Annotated in this window: 16 protein-coding genes; 12 read left to right on the top strand and 4 right to left on the bottom strand. The window is 66.8% G+C overall.

Annotation, left to right across the window (positions count from 1 at the left end; genetic code table 11):
- Positions 1 to 85 precede the first annotated feature (85 nt).
- Positions 86 to 2,542: an endopeptidase La gene (gene lon / locus CAL24_RS13585; protein ID WP_028355698.1), complete on the top strand. Its 2,457-nt coding sequence runs from the start codon at positions 86 to 88 to the stop codon at positions 2,540 to 2,542.
- A 95-nt stretch (positions 2,543 to 2,637) separates the two neighbouring features.
- Here the strand turns inward: lon and lexA are convergent, their stop codons facing one another.
- Positions 2,638 to 3,303: a transcriptional repressor LexA gene (gene lexA / locus CAL24_RS13580; RefSeq protein ID WP_028355699.1), complete on the bottom strand. Its 666-nt coding sequence runs from the start codon at positions 3,301 to 3,303 to the stop codon at positions 2,638 to 2,640.
- Between the two features lie 170 nt (positions 3,304 to 3,473).
- On the bottom strand, positions 3,474 to 4,679 hold the full coding sequence (locus CAL24_RS13575; RefSeq protein ID WP_028355700.1) for an amino acid aminotransferase: 1,206 nt from the start codon (positions 4,677 to 4,679) through the stop codon (positions 3,474 to 3,476).
- Positions 4,680 to 4,755: 76 nt separating this feature from the next.
- Here CAL24_RS13575 and uvrB point away from each other — a divergent pair, with 76 nt between their 5' ends.
- The 11 genes from uvrB to CAL24_RS13520 all read left to right on the top strand — a co-directional run bounded on the left by uvrB (position 4,756) and on the right by CAL24_RS13520 (position 14,073).
- A complete protein-coding gene (gene uvrB, locus CAL24_RS13570) occupies positions 4,756 to 6,783 on the top strand; it encodes an excinuclease ABC subunit UvrB (protein WP_094806957.1) in 2,028 nt (675 codons plus the stop codon).
- A 203-nt stretch (positions 6,784 to 6,986) separates the two neighbouring features.
- Entirely contained in the window at positions 6,987 to 7,478 is a 492-nt protein-coding gene (locus CAL24_RS13565; protein WP_094806956.1) for a low molecular weight protein-tyrosine-phosphatase, read from the top strand.
- 161 nt (positions 7,479 to 7,639) lie between these two features.
- Positions 7,640 to 8,176: a Fe-S cluster assembly transcriptional regulator IscR gene (iscR, locus tag CAL24_RS13560; protein WP_028355703.1), complete on the top strand. Its 537-nt coding sequence runs from the start codon at positions 7,640 to 7,642 to the stop codon at positions 8,174 to 8,176.
- 16 nt (positions 8,177 to 8,192) lie between these two features.
- Positions 8,193 to 9,404 carry an IscS subfamily cysteine desulfurase gene (locus CAL24_RS13555; RefSeq protein ID WP_028355704.1) on the top strand — a complete coding sequence of 404 codons (1,212 nt, stop codon included), beginning with the start codon at positions 8,193 to 8,195 and terminating at the stop codon, positions 9,402 to 9,404.
- Between the two features lie 31 nt (positions 9,405 to 9,435).
- On the top strand, positions 9,436 to 9,861 hold the full coding sequence (gene iscU, locus CAL24_RS13550; protein ID WP_028355705.1) for a Fe-S cluster assembly scaffold IscU: 426 nt from the start codon (positions 9,436 to 9,438) through the stop codon (positions 9,859 to 9,861).
- Position 9,862: 1 nt separating this feature from the next.
- Positions 9,863 to 10,186 carry an iron-sulfur cluster assembly protein IscA gene (gene iscA / locus CAL24_RS13545; protein WP_028355706.1) on the top strand — a complete coding sequence of 108 codons (324 nt, stop codon included), beginning with the start codon at positions 9,863 to 9,865 and terminating at the stop codon, positions 10,184 to 10,186.
- A gap of 3 nt (positions 10,187 to 10,189) precedes the next feature.
- Complete coding sequence (hscB, locus tag CAL24_RS13540) at positions 10,190 to 10,699, top strand: Fe-S protein assembly co-chaperone HscB (RefSeq protein ID WP_028355707.1); 510 nt, start codon at positions 10,190 to 10,192, stop codon at positions 10,697 to 10,699.
- A gap of 57 nt (positions 10,700 to 10,756) precedes the next feature.
- Positions 10,757 to 12,622: a Fe-S protein assembly chaperone HscA gene (gene hscA, locus CAL24_RS13535; RefSeq protein ID WP_094806955.1), complete on the top strand. Its 1,866-nt coding sequence runs from the start codon at positions 10,757 to 10,759 to the stop codon at positions 12,620 to 12,622.
- Between the two features lie 21 nt (positions 12,623 to 12,643).
- The gene (gene fdx / locus CAL24_RS13530) at positions 12,644 to 12,985 is read left to right on the top strand and encodes an ISC system 2Fe-2S type ferredoxin (RefSeq protein WP_028355709.1); all 342 of its coding nucleotides are present in this window, start codon (positions 12,644 to 12,646) and stop codon (positions 12,983 to 12,985) included.
- Complete coding sequence (gene iscX, locus CAL24_RS13525; RefSeq protein ID WP_028355710.1) at positions 12,985 to 13,179, top strand: Fe-S cluster assembly protein IscX; 195 nt, start codon at positions 12,985 to 12,987, stop codon at positions 13,177 to 13,179. The genes fdx and iscX overlap by 1 nt, the downstream gene beginning before the upstream one ends.
- Positions 13,180 to 13,182: 3 nt before the next feature.
- Positions 13,183 to 14,073, top strand: coding sequence for a methylglyoxal synthase (locus tag CAL24_RS13520; RefSeq protein ID WP_028355711.1), 891 nt, complete (start codon positions 13,183 to 13,185; stop codon positions 14,071 to 14,073).
- Positions 14,074 to 14,092: 19 nt separating this feature from the next.
- Here the strand turns inward: CAL24_RS13520 and CAL24_RS13515 are convergent, their stop codons facing one another.
- Entirely contained in the window at positions 14,093 to 14,401 is a 309-nt protein-coding gene (locus CAL24_RS13515; RefSeq protein ID WP_028355712.1) for a hypothetical protein, read from the bottom strand.
- A gap of 15 nt (positions 14,402 to 14,416) precedes the next feature.
- Positions 14,417 to 15,937 carry a lysine--tRNA ligase gene (lysS, locus tag CAL24_RS13510; RefSeq protein WP_028355713.1) on the bottom strand — a complete coding sequence of 507 codons (1,521 nt, stop codon included), beginning with the start codon at positions 15,935 to 15,937 and terminating at the stop codon, positions 14,417 to 14,419.
- Between the last annotated feature and the right edge of the window lie 2 nt (positions 15,938 to 15,939).

The following is a 15,939-nucleotide window of genomic DNA, read 5'->3' as shown; positions in this document are numbered from 1 at the left end:
ATATCAGACGTAACCGACACGGATAAATGGGTCACGCACCCGCGATTCCGTTCCCGATACGCCGAGTCATACCAAGGAATCCTCTATGTCTGCCAGTCAGACCCTGCCTTCCGAACCCATCGACCTGCCGCTGCTGCCGCTGCGCGACGTGGTGGTGTTTCCGCATATGGTCATCCCGCTGTTCGTGGGCCGTCCGCGCTCGATCAAGGCGCTGGAAGTGGCCATGGAGGCGGGCAAGAGCATCATGCTGGTGGCCCAGAAGTCCGCCGGCAAGGACGACCCCACGCCCGACGACGTCTACGAGATCGGTTGCGTGGCCGGCATCCTGCAAATGCTCAAGCTGCCCGACGGCACCGTCAAGGTGCTGGTCGAAGGCACGCAACGCGCCCGCATCGACAGCATCGACGACGCCGAATCGCATTTCGTCTGCCAGGTGACGCCGGTCGAGCCCGACGCCGTGCAGGGCTCCGAGACCGAGGCCCTGCGCCGCGCCATCGTTGCCCAGTTCGAACAGTACGTCAAACTCAACAAGAAGATCCCGCCCGAGATCCTCACCTCGCTGGCGGGCATCGATGATGCCGGCCGCCTGGCCGATACCATTGCCGCGCACTTGCCGCTCAAGCTCGAGCAGAAGCAGAAAATGCTCGAGATCCTCGGCACGTCCGAGCGCCTCGAGGGGCTGCTCACGCAGCTCGAAACCGAGATCGACATTCTCCAGGTCGAGAAGCGCATCCGTGGACGCGTCAAGAAGCAGATGGAGAAGAGCCAGCGCGACTACTACCTGAACGAGCAGGTCAAGGCCATCCAGAAAGAACTGGGCGAAGGCGAAGAAGGCGCCGACATCGAAGAGCTCGAAAAGAAGATCATCGCCGCGCACATGCCCAAAGAAGCGCGCAAGAAGGCCGATGCCGAGCTCAAGAAGCTCAAGCTCATGTCGCCCATGTCGGCCGAGGCCACGGTGGTGCGCAACTACATCGATACGCTCATCAATCTTCCCTGGAAGAAGAAGAGCAAGATCAACAACTCCATCGGCAATGCCGAGACGGTGCTCGACGACGACCACTACGGCCTGGAAAAGGTCAAGGAACGCATCCTGGAATACCTGGCCGTCCAGCAGCGCGTCGACAAGGTCAAGGCGCCGATCCTGTGCCTAGTGGGCCCTCCGGGCGTGGGCAAGACCTCGCTCGGCCAGTCCATCGCGCGCGCGACGAACCGCAAGTTCGTGCGCATGGCGCTGGGCGGCGTGCGTGACGAGGCCGAGATCCGTGGCCACCGCCGCACATACATCGGCTCGATGCCCGGCAAGATCCTCCAGAACATGAGCAAGGTGGGCGTGCGCAATCCCTTGTTCCTGCTCGACGAGATCGACAAACTGGGCATGGATTTCCGTGGCGATCCGTCCTCGGCGCTGCTGGAAGTGCTCGACCCGGAACAGAACCACACGTTCCAGGACCACTACATCGAGGTGGATTTCGACCTCTCCGATGTCATGTTCGTGGCCACCAGCAACACGCTGAACATCCCGCCGGCGCTGCTGGACCGCATGGAAGTCATCCGCCTGTCGGGCTACACCGAAGACGAGAAGATCCACATCGCCCGCGACCATCTGCTGCCCAAGCTGATGAAGAACAACGGCGTGAAGGATGCCGAACTGACGGTCGACGATTCCGCGCTGCGCGATATCGTGCGCTACTACACGCGCGAAGCGGGTGTGCGCGCGCTCGAGCGCGAGGTGGGCAAGATCTGCCGCAAGGTGGTCAAGGAACTGCTCGCGCAAAGCGACAAGGCCAAGGCCGAGGGCAAGCCTGAGCAGCCTCATGCGCCGGTGCATGTCGACGCCGACAACCTCAGCAACTACCTGGGCGTGCGGCGCTACACCTTCGGGATGGCCGAGAAGGAAAACCAGATCGGCCAGGTGACCGGCCTGGCCTGGACCGAGGTCGGCGGCGACCTGCTCACCATCGAAGTCGCGGACATGCCGGGCAAGGGCGCCATCCAGCGCACCGGCTCGCTGGGCGACGTCATGAAGGAGTCGGTCGAGGCGGCGCGCACGGTGGTGCGTTCGCGCGCACGCCGCCTGGGTTTTGCCGACAGCGTGTTCGAGAAGCACGACATGCACGTGCACGTGCCGGAAGGCGCCACGCCCAAGGACGGCCCCTCGGCGGGCATCGCCATTACCACCGCCATGGTGTCGGCGCTGTCGCGCATTCCGGTGCGGGCCGACGTCGCCATGACCGGCGAGATCACCCTGCGCGGCGAAGTCCTGCCCATCGGCGGCTTGAAGGAAAAGCTGCTGGCGGCGCATCGGGGCGGCATCAAAACCGTGCTGATTCCCGAAGAGAACGTCAAGGACCTGGCCGAGATTCCGGACAACGTCAAGAATCACCTCGAGATCGTGCCGGTGCGCTGGATCGACAAGGTGCTGGAAATGGCGCTGGAGCGCATGCCCGAGCCGCTGGCCGAGGAAGAGGCGGTGAAGGAGGCGCTGGTGGCCAAGCCGGCGGAAACCGGCGCCCCCGGCGACCCGATGTTCAAGCATTGATCGCCAGGCAGGCGCCGCCAGCGTGGCTGGCGGCGATGGAAAAGGGTGGCCCGCGGGCCACCCTTTTTTGTGTCATCCGCCGCGCGGGGCGGGGATCAGTGCAGGGCGTGGGTGCGGATGAGCCCGACCGCGATGCCTTCGAGGGCGAATTCCTGGGTGCCGTCGACCACGATGGGAGAGAAGTCGGGGTTTTCGGGCAGCAATTCGATGCGGCCATTGTGGCGTTGCAGGCGCTTGACGGTGACGTCGTCCCCCAGGCGGGCGACCACGATCTGGCCGTTGCGGGCCTCGGCCGCCCGCTTGACGGCCAGCAGGTCGCCTTCGAGGATGCCGGCGTCGCGCATGCTCATGCCGCGCACCTTCAGGAGATAGTCGGGCGCCTGGGCGAACAGGCCGGCGTCGACCCCGACTTCGCGTTCGACGTGTTCGGCCGCCAGGATGGGGCTGCCGGCCGCGACCCGGCCCACCAGCGGCAGCAGCAGGCGCCCGACCGCGTCGGCCAGGCCCGCCATGGCGGGCGCGGCGGCGGCCGTTGCCTCGGCGGCGGGGTCCTTCAGGCGGATGCCGCGCGAGGCGCCCGCGGTGAGTTCGATGGCGCCTTTGCGGGCCAGGGCCTTGAGATGGTCTTCAGCCGCATTGGGAGAGCGGAAGCCCAGCGCCCGGGCGATTTCGGCGCGGGTGGGCGGAAACCCCGTACGCGCGACCGTTTGCCGGATGAGATCGAGGATTTCCTGCTGGCGGTCGGTGAGTTTGCTGGCCATGGCGGTATTCCGGTTCGAACTGTATGGATATACAGCGGCGATTCTGGACGACCCGCGGCAAAAATGCAAGTGCCTGCTCTTTCGGCCGGGCCGGCCGGCGGTCGAGCGCGGCATGAAAAAGGCCTCCTTGCGGAGGCCTGTGCGGGCGGGGCGGGGCGCCTGCCGCCGGTTTACTGCTTGAGGACGGCCGCGATGGCCTTGGCCACGGTGTCGATGTTGCGGCTGTTGAGGGCCGCCACGCAGATCCGGCCGCTCGAGACGGCGTAGATGCCGTGCTCTTCGCGCAGCGTGTCGACCTGGGCGGCGGTGAGCCCGGAATACGAGAACATGCCGCGCTGCTGCAGCACGAAGCTGAAGTCCTGGGTGGCGCCGGCGGCCTTGATCTTGTCGACCAGTTGCTGGCGCATCAGGCGGATGCGGTCGCGCATGCCGGCCAGTTCCTGTTCCCAGAGCGCGTACAGCTCGGGGGTGTTCAGCACCGTGGAAACGACCGTGCCGCCGTGGGTGGGCGGGTTGGAGTAGTTGGTGCGGATGACGCGCTTGAGCTGGCTGAGCACGCGCTTGGCTTCGTCCTGGTTGCCGGCCACGACCGTCAGGGCGCCCACGCGCTCGCCGTACAGCGAGAACGACTTGGAGAACGACGAGCTGATCAGCATGGTCAGGCCGAGGTCGGCGAACAGGCGCACCACCGCGGCGTCTTCCTGGAGCCCGGCGCCGAAGCCCTGGTAGGCGATGTCGAGGAAGGGCACCAGGTTGCGTTCCTTGACGACCTGGGCGATCTGCTGCCATTGCTCGGCGGTGGGGTCGACGCCGGTGGGGTTGTGGCAGCAGGCATGCAGCACGACGACGGTCTGGGCCGGGGCGGCCCGCAGCGAGGCCAGCATGCCCTGGAAGTCCAGCCCGTGCGTGGCGGGATCGTAGTAGGCGTAGGTGTCGACCGGGAAGCCGGCGCGCTCGAACAGGGCGCGGTGGTTTTCCCAGCTGGGATTGCTGATCAGGACCTTGGCCTGCGGCAGCAGCTGGCGCAGGAAATCGGCGCCGATTTTCAGGGCGCCCGTGCCGCCCAGGGCCTGGGCCGTCAGGACGCGGCCTTCGGCCGCCAGCGGGGAGTCGGCGCCGAGCAGCAGCGTCTGGGCACCCTTGTTGTAGCCGGCGATGCCCTCGATGGGCAGATAGCCGCGCGCCGCGGCCGCCTCGATGCGCGCCGTCTCGGCCTTGCGGACGGCGGACAGCAGCGGGATGCGGCCGTCGTCGTCGTAATACACGCCGACGCCCAGGTTGACCTTACCGGGGCGGGAGTCGGCGTTGTATTGTTCATTCAACCCCAGGATGGGGTCGCGCGGCGCAAGTTCGACGGAATCGAAAAGGGAGCTCATGAAGGTTCGCAAGCGATAGGTGGACGCACCCGGCGGTGCTGTGGATAATGGGGGGTTTACCCTGAGACAGTCTAGCATGACCGCTCCCGGATTCGTCGATTTTCCCGACAGCCCGTTCCACCTGTACCAGCCGTATCCGCCGGCGGGCGACCAGCCCGCCGCGATCGAAGGCCTGACCCAGGGGATGCGGGACGGCCTCATGTACCAGACCCTGCTGGGGGTGACGGGCTCGGGCAAGACCTACACCATGGCCAACATCATTGCGCGGCTGGGTCGGCCGGCCCTGGTGCTGGCCCCCAACAAGACCCTGGCCGCGCAACTGTACGCCGAAATGCGCGAGTTCTTTCCCAAGAACGCGGTGGAGTATTTCGTTTCGTACTACGACTACTACCAGCCCGAGGCATACGTCCCCACCCGCGACCTCTTCATCGAGAAAGACTCGTCCATCAACGAGCACATCGAGCAGATGCGGCTGTCGGCCACCAAGAGCCTGCTCGAGCGTCGCGATACGGTGATCGTCGGCACGGTGTCGTGCATCTACGGTATCGGCAATCCCGGCGACTACCACGCCATGGTGCTGATCCTGCGCAGCGGCGACCGCATCTCGCGGCGCGAGATCCTGGCGCGCCTGGTGGCCATGCAGTACACCCGCAACGATGCCGACTTCACGCGCGGCACGTTCCGGGTGCGCGGCGAGACGATCGACATCTTCCCGGCCGAAAGCCCCGAGCTGGCCCTGCGGCTGACGCTGTTCGACGACGAGATCGAAGCGCTCGAGCTGTTCGACCCGCTGACCGGCCGGGTGCGCCAGAAGCTGCCCCGCTTTACCGTCTACCCGGGCTCGCACTACGTGACGCCGCGCGACACGGTGCTGCGCGCCATAGAAACCATCAAGGAGGAGCTGCGCGAGCGCCTGCAGCTCTTCACCGCCGACGGCAAGCTGGTCGAGGCGCAGCGTCTCGAGCAGCGCACCCGCTTCGATCTCGAAATGCTGCAGGAATTGGGGTTCTGCAAGGGTATCGAGAACTACTCGCGCCATTTGTCCGGCGCCGCGCCGGGCGAGCCGCCGCCGACCCTGATCGACTACCTGCCGGCCGATGCGCTGATGTTCATCGACGAGAGCCACGTCACCATGGGCCAGCTCGGCGGCATGTACCGCGGCGACCGGGCGCGCAAGGAAACACTGGTGCAGTATGGGTTCCGGCTGCCGTCGGCGCTGGACAACCGTCCGCTGCGGCTCGAGGAGTTCGAGGCCCGCATGCGCCAGTGCGTGTTTGTTTCGGCCACCCCGGCCGCGTACGAGCAGGAACACTCCGACAATGTGGTGGAACAGGTCGTACGGCCCACCGGCCTGGTCGACCCGCGCGTCGAGGTGCGGCCCGCCCGCACCCAGGTCGACGACCTGCTGGGCGAGATCAAGCTGCGGGTGGCGGCGCAGGAGCGCGTGCTGGTCACGACCCTGACCAAGCGCATGGCCGAGGACCTCACCGACTTCCTGGCCGAGCATGGCGTGCGGGTCCGTTACCTGCATTCCGATATCGATACCGTCGAGCGCGTCGAGATCATCCGCGACCTGCGCCTGGGCACCTTCGACGTGCTGGTCGGCATCAACCTGCTGCGCGAGGGGCTGGACATCCCGGAGGTCTCGCTGGTGGCGATCCTGGACGCCGACAAAGAAGGCTTCCTGCGGTCGGAACGCAGCCTTATCCAGACCATCGGCCGCGCCGCCCGCAACCTGAACGGCCATGCCATCCTGTATGCCGATACCGTGACCGCCTCGATGCAGTGCGCCATCGACGAGACCGAGCGGCGCCGCACCAAGCAGCTGCAGTTCAACGTCGAGCACGGCATTACGGCGCGCGGGGTCAACAAGGCGGTGCGCGAGCTCATCGACGGCATTGTCGCGCCGGCACGACACGACACCCTGGAGGCCGCCATCGAGCCCCAGTTGCTGACCGACGAGAAGGCCATGGCGCGCGAAATCCGCCGCCTCGAGAAGCTGATGATGGACCATGCCCGCAACCTCGAGTTCGAGCAGGCGGCGGCGGCGCGCGACGCCCTGAACGCGCTCAAGCAGCGGGTGTTGCTCGACGGCGCGGCCTAGGGAAGAGGGGCTCGTGCTGCATTGCGGTCAAGTCGCCGGCATTGTTACGGAAGTGGCCGGAAAAACCTCATTCTTAGCTTCATATTATTGCTTTAAGCTATTGATTTAATATAAAAAAATAATCGGCCGCCCGGGCGGGGAAATGCTTGCGCAATTGCAAAAAAAACTTGCTATATTCCGGGTTTTCCCTCAGACTTACACCCATGATGACCAAGGTACTTTTCGTTTGCATGGGTAATATCTGTCGCTCGCCGAGCGCAGAGGGCGTTTTTCGCCATTTGGTGAACGACGCCGGTTTGAGCGAGGTCGTGCGGGTGGATTCCGCCGGCACGCATGCCTACCACATCGGCGAGGCGCCCGACGCCCGCGCCCAGGCCGCCGCCCGCAAGCGCGGCTACGAGATCAATCACTGCGAAGCCCGCCAGGTCACCGCGGAGGATTCCCGCGATTTCGATCTCATCCTGGCGATGGACTGGGACAACCTTTCCGCGCTGCAGCAGCAGTGCCCCAAGGCCTACCAGCACAAGCTGATGCTGCTCATGCGCTTCGCCAACGAGTTCGAGGAAGCCACCGTCCCCGATCCCTACTACGGCGGCCCGGAAGGGTTCGACAAGGTGCTCGACTACCTCGAGGACGCCTGTCAAGGCGTACTGGAACTGGTCCGCAAGCGGGCCACCCAGTACCAGGCCGCTTGATCGCCGGTCCGGACCGGCTTCCAGAAACCGCGCTACGGCGCGGTTTTTTGCGGGTGCGATGACTTAGCAAATTACTCGGGAATTTGCTATACTTGAGGTAATTACTCAGGTATTGGTTGCCCCACGTTGCGGGCAGCCAGCCCGTTCAACAGGAATCCACCATGCGGCTCACTACCAAAGGGCGTTTCGCGGTAACCGCGATGATCGACCTGGCCATGCGGCAGCACAGCGGTCCGGTGACTCTCGCGGCGATCAGCCAGCGCCAGAATATTTCTCTTTCTTACCTGGAGCAGCTTTTTGGCAAGCTGCGCCGGCACGAACTGGTCGACAGCGTGCGCGGCCCCGGCGGCGGCTACTCGCTGGCCCGCCTGGCGCGCAACGTCACCGTCGCCGACATCATTTTCGCGGTCGACGAGCCGCTCGACGCCACCAGCTGCGGGGGCAAGCACGATTGCACCAGCGGCAACGACGGCAAGAGCGGCAAGTGCATGACGCACGAGCTCTGGACCACGCTGAACCGCAAGATGGTCGACTACCTCGATTCCGTGTCGCTGCAGGACCTGGTCGATCAGCAGCGCCTGCGGCAGCTGCAGGAGGCGTCCAAGGCCGCCCAGGGCTGCACCGCCGTGCGGGTGGAACGGGGCACTCCCGGGTCCGCCTCGACCGCCTCGGCCATTGCCGCCGACGCCACCGTATAAGCAGGAGTAGCAACACATGACCACCCGCCCGATCTATCTCGATTATTCCGCCACCACGCCGGTCGACCCTCGCGTGGTCGAAAAGATGGTGCCCTGGCTGTACGACAACTTCGGCAACCCCGCTTCGCGCAGCCATTCGTTCGGCTGGGAAGCGGAAGAGGCTGTCGAGAACGCCCGCCAGGAAGTCGCCAAGCTGGTCAACGCCGACCCGCGTGAAATCATCTGGACGTCCGGCGCCACCGAGTCCGACAACCTGGCCATCAAGGGCGCGGCCAATTTCTACGCCGAGCGCGGCAAGCACGTCATTACGGTCAAGACCGAGCACAAGGCGGTGCTGGACACCTGTCGCGAGCTCGAGCGCCAGGGCTTCGAGGTCACCTACCTGGACGTCCGCGACGATGGCCTGCTGGACCTGGATGCCTTCAAGGCGGCGCTGCGGCCGGACACCATCCTGGTGTCGGTGATGATGGTCAACAACGAGATCGGCGTCATCCAGGACATCGAGACGCTGGGCGAGATCTGCCGCGACAAGGGCATCGTGTTCCATGTCGACGCCGCGCAGGCCACCGGCAAGGTCGAGATCGACCTGCAGAAGCTCAAGGTCGACCTGATGTCGTTCTCGGCGCACAAGACCTACGGCCCCAAGGGCATCGGGGCGCTGTATGTGCGGCGCAAGCCGCGCGTGCGCATCGAGGCGCAGATGCATGGCGGCGGACACGAGCGCGGGTTCCGGTCCGGCACGCTGGCCACCCACCAGATCGTCGGCATGGGCGAAGCCTTTCGCCTGGCCCGCGAGGAAATGGGCACCGAGAACGAGCGCATCCGCATGTTGCGCGACCGCCTGTGGGCGGGGCTTTCCCAGATCGAGGAAACCTACCTGAATGGCAGCCTCGAGCAGCGCGTGCCGCACAACCTGAACGTCAGCTTCAATTACGTCGAAGGCGAATCGCTGATCATGGCGATCAAGGAACTGGCCGTTTCCAGCGGCTCGGCCTGCACCTCGGCCAGCCTGGAGCCTTCCTACGTGCTGCGCGCCCTGGGGCGCAACGACGAGCTGGCGCACAGCTCGATCCGCTTCACGCTGGGCCGCTTCACCACCGAGCAGGAAGTGGATTTCACCGTCGAACTCATCAAGAGCCGCGTGGGCAAGCTGCGCGACATGTCGCCGCTGTGGGAAATGGCCCAGGCCGGCATCGACCTGAACACCGTGCAGTGGGCCGCGCACTGAGCGCCCGCGCGATCGACACAGGAGAAACATCATGGCATACAGCACCAAAGTTCTGGACCACTATGAAAACCCCCGCAACGTGGGCTCGTTCGACAAGGGCGACGCCTCGGTGGGTACCGGCATGGTCGGCGCGCCGGCCTGCGGCGACGTGATGAAGCTGCAGATCAAGGTCAACGAGTCGGGCGTGATCGAAGACGCGCGCTTCAAGACGTACGGCTGCGGCTCGGCCATCGCGTCCAGCTCGCTGGTCACCGAGTGGGTCAAGGGCAAGACGCTGGACGAGGCGCTCAACATCCGCAATACCCAGATCGCCGAGGAACTGGCTTTGCCGCCGGTGAAGATCCACTGCTCGATCCTGGCCGAAGACGCCATCAAGGCGGCGGTGCAGGACTACAAGGACAAGCACGCGGCGCCGGCGCAGGCCGAACCCGCGGCGGCGGCTGTCGCGGCGGGCTGATATGTCTGTCACCCTGACCCAACAGGCCGCGTCCCATATCGGACGCTACTTGCAGAAGCGCGGCAAGGGCCTGGGCCTGCGCCTGGGCGTGCGGACCACCGGGTGCTCGGGGATGGCCTACAAACTCGAGTACGTGGACGAACCCGCGGCCGAAGACCTGGTCTTCGAAAGCTTTGGCGTCAAGGTGTTCGTGGACCCGAAAAGCCTCGCCTACCTGGACGGCACGGAGCTGGACTACGCGCGCGAAGGCCTGAACGAAGGCTTCAAGTTCCGCAACCCCAACGAGAAGGCGACCTGCGGCTGCGGCGAGTCGTTCACGGTGTAGGTCTTGGCCGGCGACGATCATTTCAGCCTGTTCGGCCTGCCGCCCCGGTTCGAGCTGGATGCCCAGGCGCTCGAGCAGGCCTGGCGCGCCGTGGCGGCGCGGGTGCACCCCGACCGCTATGCCACCGCCAGCCCGGCCGAGCGCCGCGTCGCCATGCAATGGGCCGCGCGCGCCAATGAAGCCTACCGGCAATTGCGCGATCCGCTGCTGCGGGCCCGCTACCTGTGTGAGCAGGCGGGCGTGGACCTGCAGACCGAAAGCAACACCGCCATGGACCCGGCCTTCCTGATGCAGCAGATGCAATGGCGCGAGATGCTGGACGAGGCGCGCCAGGACCCGGCCGCGTTCGCCGCGCTCGATGCCGAATTGCAGCAGGCCCGCCAGGAAATGCGCGCCACGCTGGCTACATTGCTCGACACCCGGCGCGACTTCGCCGCCGCCGGCATCAAGGTGCGCGAATGGATGTTCGTCGAAAAACTCGCGCAGGAGCTGGCCGCCGCGCGGCCGGCCTAGCGCGGTTCCGGCGGCCGGTGTCGCACTGTTTCTAGCTTTCCGATCCGAAGCATAATCATGGCCTTATTGCAGATTTCCGAGCCCGGCGAATCGCCCGCGCCGCACCAGCGCAAGCTTGCGGTGGGCATCGACCTGGGCACGACCAATTCCCTGGTGGCCGCGGTGCGCAGCAGCACGCCCGAAGTGCTGGGCGATGCCGATGGCCGGCCCTTGCTGCCATCCGCCGTGCGCTACCTGGCCGACGGCCGCGCCGTGATCGGCGCAGCGGCCCTGGCCCAGCAGGCGGCCGACCCTTTCAACACTATCGTGTCGGTCAAGCGCTTCATGGGCCGTTCGCTCGAGGAAGCGCGCGCCAGCGGGGCCCCCTACGAATTCGTCGATGCTCCCGGCATGGTGCGGCTGCGCACGGTGCAGGGCGATCTCAGCCCGGTGGAGATCTCGGCGCAGATCCTGGCGGTGCTGCGCCAGCGCGCCGAAGACGTGCTGGGCGACGACCTGGTGGGCGCGGTGATCACCGTGCCGGCTTATTTCGACGATGCCCAGCGCCAGGCCACGCGCGATGCCGCCCGCCTGGCCGGGCTCAACGTGCTGCGCCTGCTCAACGAACCGACGGCGGCCGCCATTGCCTATGGGCTGGATCAGGCCGCCGAGGGCACTTATGCCGTCTACGACCTGGGCGGCGGCACTTTCGACATTTCCATCCTGCGCCTGACCAAGGGCGTGTTCGAGGTGGTCGCCACCGGCGGCGATACGGCGCTGGGCGGCGACGATTTCGATTGGGCGATCGCCGAGTACGCCCGCGGCACCCTGGGCGCCGACGTGCAACTGGAGGCAGCCGACCGGCGCGCCGTGCTGGTGGCCGCCCGGGCGGCGCGCGAGGCGCTGTCGAGCGAGCAGTCCGCCGCGCTGCGCGTCGACCTGCAGGATGGCCGCGCGCTGGATGTGGAGCTGACGCGCGAGCAGTTCGAGCAACTGGCCGAACCGCTGGTGCGTCGCACGCTGGAGCGCGCCCGGGCCGCCTTGCGCGACGCGGGGCTGGCGGTATCCGACGTCAAGGGCGTGGTCATGGTGGGCGGCGCGACGCGCATGCCGGTGATCCGCCAGGCCGTGGGCGAGTTGTTCGGCACCGAGCCGCTGGTGGACCTGGATCCGGACCAGGTCGTGGCGCTGGGCGCGGCCCTGCAGGCCAACCTGCTGGCCGGCAACCGCATGCCCGGCGAGGACTGGCTGTTGCTGGACGTGATCCCGCTGTCGCTGGGGCTGGAAACCATGGGCGGGCTGGTCGAGCGCATCATCCCGCGCAACAGCACCATCCCGGTGGCGCGCGCCCAGGAATTCACCACTTTCAAGGACGGGCAGGGCGCGATGAGCCTGCACGTGGTGCAGGGCGAGCGTGACCTGGTGTCCGATTGCCGGTCGCTGGCGCGCTTCGAGCTGCGCGGCATCCCGCCCATGGTGGCCGGCGCGGCGCGCATCCGCGTGACCTTCCAGGTCGACGCCGATGGCCTGCTGAGCGTCACGGCGCGCGAGCAGAGCACCGGCATCGAGGCGGCCGTGTCGGTCAAGCCGTCCTATGGGCTGTCCGATGACGAGATCTCCCGCATGCTGGCCGACAGCGTGGCGCAGGCCGACAGCGATGCGCAGGCGCGCATGTTGCGCGAGCAGCAGGTCGAGGCGCGCCAGCTGGTGGAGTCGGTGCGCGCCGCCCTGGCCAGCGACGGCGACCTGCTCGATGCCGACGAGCGCCGCCTGGTCGACCAGCGCCTGCGGGAGGCCGAGGCCGCCCAACAGGCGGCCGATGTCGAGCTCGTGCGCGCCGCCGTCCAGGCCCTCTCGGACGCCACCGAGGAATTCGCCGCGCGCCGCATGGACCGCGGCATCCGCGCCGCCCTGGCCGGCCGCAAGCTGGACGAAATCGCCTGACCGAACCGCCCACTCGAACTTATGCCTAAACTGACTGTATTGCCCCATCCCGACGTCTGCCCCGACGGCGCCGTGATCGAAGACGCGCCGCAGGGCAAGTCGATCTGCCGCGTGCTGCTCGACAATCACATCGAGATCGAGCACGCCTGCGAGTTGTCGTGCGCCTGCACCACCTGTCATGTGATCGTGCGCGAAGGCTTTTCCTCGCTCGAGGATGCTTCCGACGACGAGGAAGACCTGCTCGACAAGGCCTGGGGGCTGAGCTCCACGTCGCGCCTGTCCTGCCAGGCCCTGGTGGCCGACGCCGACTTGACCGTCGAGATTCCCAAGTACACTATCAATCACGCCAAAGAGGGTCATTGATGAAGTGGGTCGATACATATGACATCGCGGCCGCGCTGGCCGATGCGCACCCGGACGTGGATCCCAACACGGTGCGTTTCACGCAGCTGCGCGAGTGGGTGCTGGCGCTGCCCGGCTTCGACGACGATCCGGCCCGTTGCGGCGAGAAGATCCTGGAGGCCATCCAGATGGCCTGGATCGACGAGGCGGACTGACCCATGGCGTCCGCTCCCGCCGGATTGCGCTTCGGCCTGGCGGCCAACCGCCTGCATCACGAGACTCCCGACGCGGCGCTGTTTTCCTGGCTGAGGGCCAGCTCGCCGGCGATCCGCGAGCTCGGCGTCCAGTTGCACACCGTGGGGCGCACGCACGATGCCATCGTGCGCGAGGGCATGCTGCAGGGCTATCCGGGCCTGATCCGCTATCCGTACGGGCGCGAGGGCGGCCTGATGAAGCTGGTGGCCCGGGTGACCGAGGGCCGCGAAGGCGAGGCGCCGTTCGACGGCGCCATCTACCTGATCGACCCGGTCGATCCGTCATCCATTTTTCCCGAAGCCCTGGCGCTCAAGCGCCAGTGCATCACGCACGGGCGGCCGTTCATTTCCACGCTGGCCGGCGCCATCGAGTGGATGGAAGTGGAGCGCCTGCATGCCGGCCTGCGCCCGGATCCTTCCGTGTCCCGCCTGTTCGATTTCGGGCGCCACACCCTGGCGCTGATCTCGCACGATGCGCTCAAGGACCAGATGGTCGCTTTCGCGGCCGACCATTTCGACCTGCTGTCGAAGTTCGAGCGGCGCGTGGCCACCGGCACGACGGGCGCGCGCCTGAACGAGCTGGCCTGGGCGCGCGGCTGGCCGGCCGACCGTCCCTGGGTGCACCGCTACTTGAGCGGCCCGCTGGGCGGCGACGCGCAGATCGCCGAACTGGTGCTCGAGCACCAGTGCCAGCGCGTGATCTTCTTTGAGGATCCGCATGTGGCGCGCCAGCACGAGGCCGATATCCAGTTGCTGGAGCGGGCCGTGCGGGTGGTGACGGAATCGGCGATCTGCGCGACGTCGCCGTCGGTGGCGCGGCGCTGGGCCCAGGCAATGGAGCGGCGCGCGGCCTGACCGGCCAACGGCCGCGCATTCAGCGCGGCCGTTTCAGCAGCGCGGCAACCGCGCAGGCAATCGACAACACCAGCAGCAGGCCGGCGATGCGCAGCAGCCCCGTGCCGCCCAGCACCTCGCCGCCGCCCGTCACGGCGCCGGATATCCCGCCCAGCCAGAGCAGGGCGCAGAACAGCGACAGGACGAACAACAGCACCGCTGCGCTGGCCAGCAGCGTCAGCATCAGCCGTCCCGCGCGGGGCGGCGCTGCGGGGCCGCGCCGCTTGGGCAGGACGACATACAGCAGCAGGACGATGAAGACCGCGATGATCAGCAGTTTGACGAGCATGGCGGCCGGGTTCCGTCAGTCTTCGCGCCGCAGGTGCGGAAAGAGGATGACGTCGCGGATGCTGGCGCTGTCGGTCAACAGCATGACCAGGCGGTCGATGCCGATGCCGCAGCCGCCGGTGGGCGGCATGCCGTATTCGAGCGCCCGGATGTAGTCCGCGTCGTAGTACATGGCCTCTTCGTCGCCGGCATCCTTGGCTTCGACCTGGGCGCGGAAGCGCTCGGCCTGGTCTTCCGGATCGTTCAGCTCGGAGAAGCCGTTGGCGATCTCGCGGCCGGTCATGAACAGCTCGAAGCGCTCGGTGATGCCCGGGCGGGTGTCCGAGGCGCGCGCCAGCGGCGAGACCTCGACCGGGTAGTCGATGATGTAGGTCGGATTCCAGAGCTGGGCTTCGGCGGTCTCTTCGAAGAGCGCCAGCTGCAGGGCGCCCAGGCCCGCGCGCGCCAGCACCGGGCCGTCGACATCCGCGCCCAGCTTCTTGAGTTCGCCGCGCACGAAGGCGGCGTCGTCGAGCTGGGCCTGGGTATAGCCGCTGGTGTACTTCAGGATGGCCTCGCAGATGGTGAGGCGGTCGAACGGCCTGGACAGGTCCAGCTCGCGCTCCTGGTAGGTCAGCACCGCGCTGCCGGTGGCGGCAATGGCCGCCTGGCGCAGGATCTGCTCGGTGAAGTCCATCAGCCAGCGGTAATCCGCATAGGCCGCGTAGAACTCCATCATCGTGAATTCAGGATTGTGGCGCGGGCTGACGCCTTCGTTGCGGAAGTTGCGGTTGATTTCGAACACGCGTTCGAAGCCGCCCACGATCAGCCGCTTCAGGTAGAGCTCGGGCGCGATGCGCAGGAACATTTCCATGTCCAGCGCGTTGTGGTGGGTGACGAACGGCTTGGCCGCGGCGCCGCCCGGGATCGGGTGCAGCATGGGCGTCTCGACTTCGAGGAAGCCGGCGTCCAGCATGACCTGGCGGATGCTGCCCACGGCCTTGCTGCGCACCTCGAAGGTGCGGCGGGTGGCCTCGGTCATGATGAGATCGACATAGCGCTGGCGATAGCGCAGCTCCTGGTCGGCCACGCCATGGAACTTGTCGGGCAGCGGGCGCAGCGACTTCGACAGCAGGCGCGCCGTGGCGGCATGCACCGAGAGCTCGCCCTTGTTGGTCTTGAAGACGGTGCCTTCGACCGCGATGATGTCGCCGATGTCCCACTGCTTGAACGCGGCGTAGGCTTCCTCGCCGAGCGTGCCGCGCTCCAGGTAGACCTGGATGCGGCCGCTGCCGTCCTGCACCGTGGCGAAGCTGGCCTTGCCCATGACACGCTTGAGCATCATGCGGCCCGCCACCTTGACGCGCACGCCGGCCGCGGCCAGGGCCTCCTGGTCTTGCTCGCCGTACTGGCGGTGCAGGTCGGCGGCGTGCGCATCCGGCACGAAGTCGTTGGGGTACGCGACGCCGGCTTCGCGCAGTTTGGACAGCTTGGCGCGCCGTTCGGCGATCAAGCGGTTTTCGTCCTGGGCGGCCGGGGCGGGCGAGTGGTCGGTCATGG

It is taken from the genome of Bordetella genomosp. 2, from assembly GCF_002261345.1.
Lineage (GTDB): Bacteria > Pseudomonadota > Gammaproteobacteria > Burkholderiales > Burkholderiaceae_B > Bordetella_A.
The sequence above is the reverse complement of the archived record's forward strand: the minus strand, read 5'-3'. Positions and strand labels throughout refer to the sequence as shown.

Bases quoted from the DNA above. Each gene is read 5' to 3' on its own strand.
- lysS (WP_028355713.1), bottom strand. From the start codon at position 15,937: ATGACCGACCACTCGCCCGCCCCGGCCGCCCAGGACGAAAACCGCTTG.
- iscX (WP_028355710.1), top strand. From the start codon at position 12,985: ATGAAGTGGGTCGATACATATGACATCGCGGCCGCGCTGGCCGATGCG.
- CAL24_RS13515 (WP_028355712.1), bottom strand. From the start codon at position 14,401: ATGCTCGTCAAACTGCTGATCATCGCGGTCTTCATCGTCCTGCTGCTG.
- lon (WP_028355698.1), top strand. From the start codon at position 86: ATGTCTGCCAGTCAGACCCTGCCTTCCGAACCCATCGACCTGCCGCTG.
- fdx (WP_028355709.1), top strand. From the start codon at position 12,644: ATGCCTAAACTGACTGTATTGCCCCATCCCGACGTCTGCCCCGACGGC.
- lexA (WP_028355699.1), bottom strand. From the start codon at position 3,303: ATGGCCAGCAAACTCACCGACCGCCAGCAGGAAATCCTCGATCTCATC.
- iscR (WP_028355703.1), top strand. From the start codon at position 7,640: ATGCGGCTCACTACCAAAGGGCGTTTCGCGGTAACCGCGATGATCGAC.
- CAL24_RS13565 (WP_094806956.1), top strand. From the start codon at position 6,987: ATGATGACCAAGGTACTTTTCGTTTGCATGGGTAATATCTGTCGCTCG.
- CAL24_RS13555 (WP_028355704.1), top strand. From the start codon at position 8,193: ATGACCACCCGCCCGATCTATCTCGATTATTCCGCCACCACGCCGGTC.
- iscA (WP_028355706.1), top strand. From the start codon at position 9,863: ATGTCTGTCACCCTGACCCAACAGGCCGCGTCCCATATCGGACGCTAC.
- uvrB (WP_094806957.1), top strand. From the start codon at position 4,756: ATGACCGCTCCCGGATTCGTCGATTTTCCCGACAGCCCGTTCCACCTG.
- CAL24_RS13575 (WP_028355700.1), bottom strand. From the start codon at position 4,679: ATGAGCTCCCTTTTCGATTCCGTCGAACTTGCGCCGCGCGACCCCATC.
- CAL24_RS13520 (WP_028355711.1), top strand. From the start codon at position 13,183: ATGGCGTCCGCTCCCGCCGGATTGCGCTTCGGCCTGGCGGCCAACCGC.
- iscU (WP_028355705.1), top strand. From the start codon at position 9,436: ATGGCATACAGCACCAAAGTTCTGGACCACTATGAAAACCCCCGCAAC.
- hscA (WP_094806955.1), top strand. From the start codon at position 10,757: ATGGCCTTATTGCAGATTTCCGAGCCCGGCGAATCGCCCGCGCCGCAC.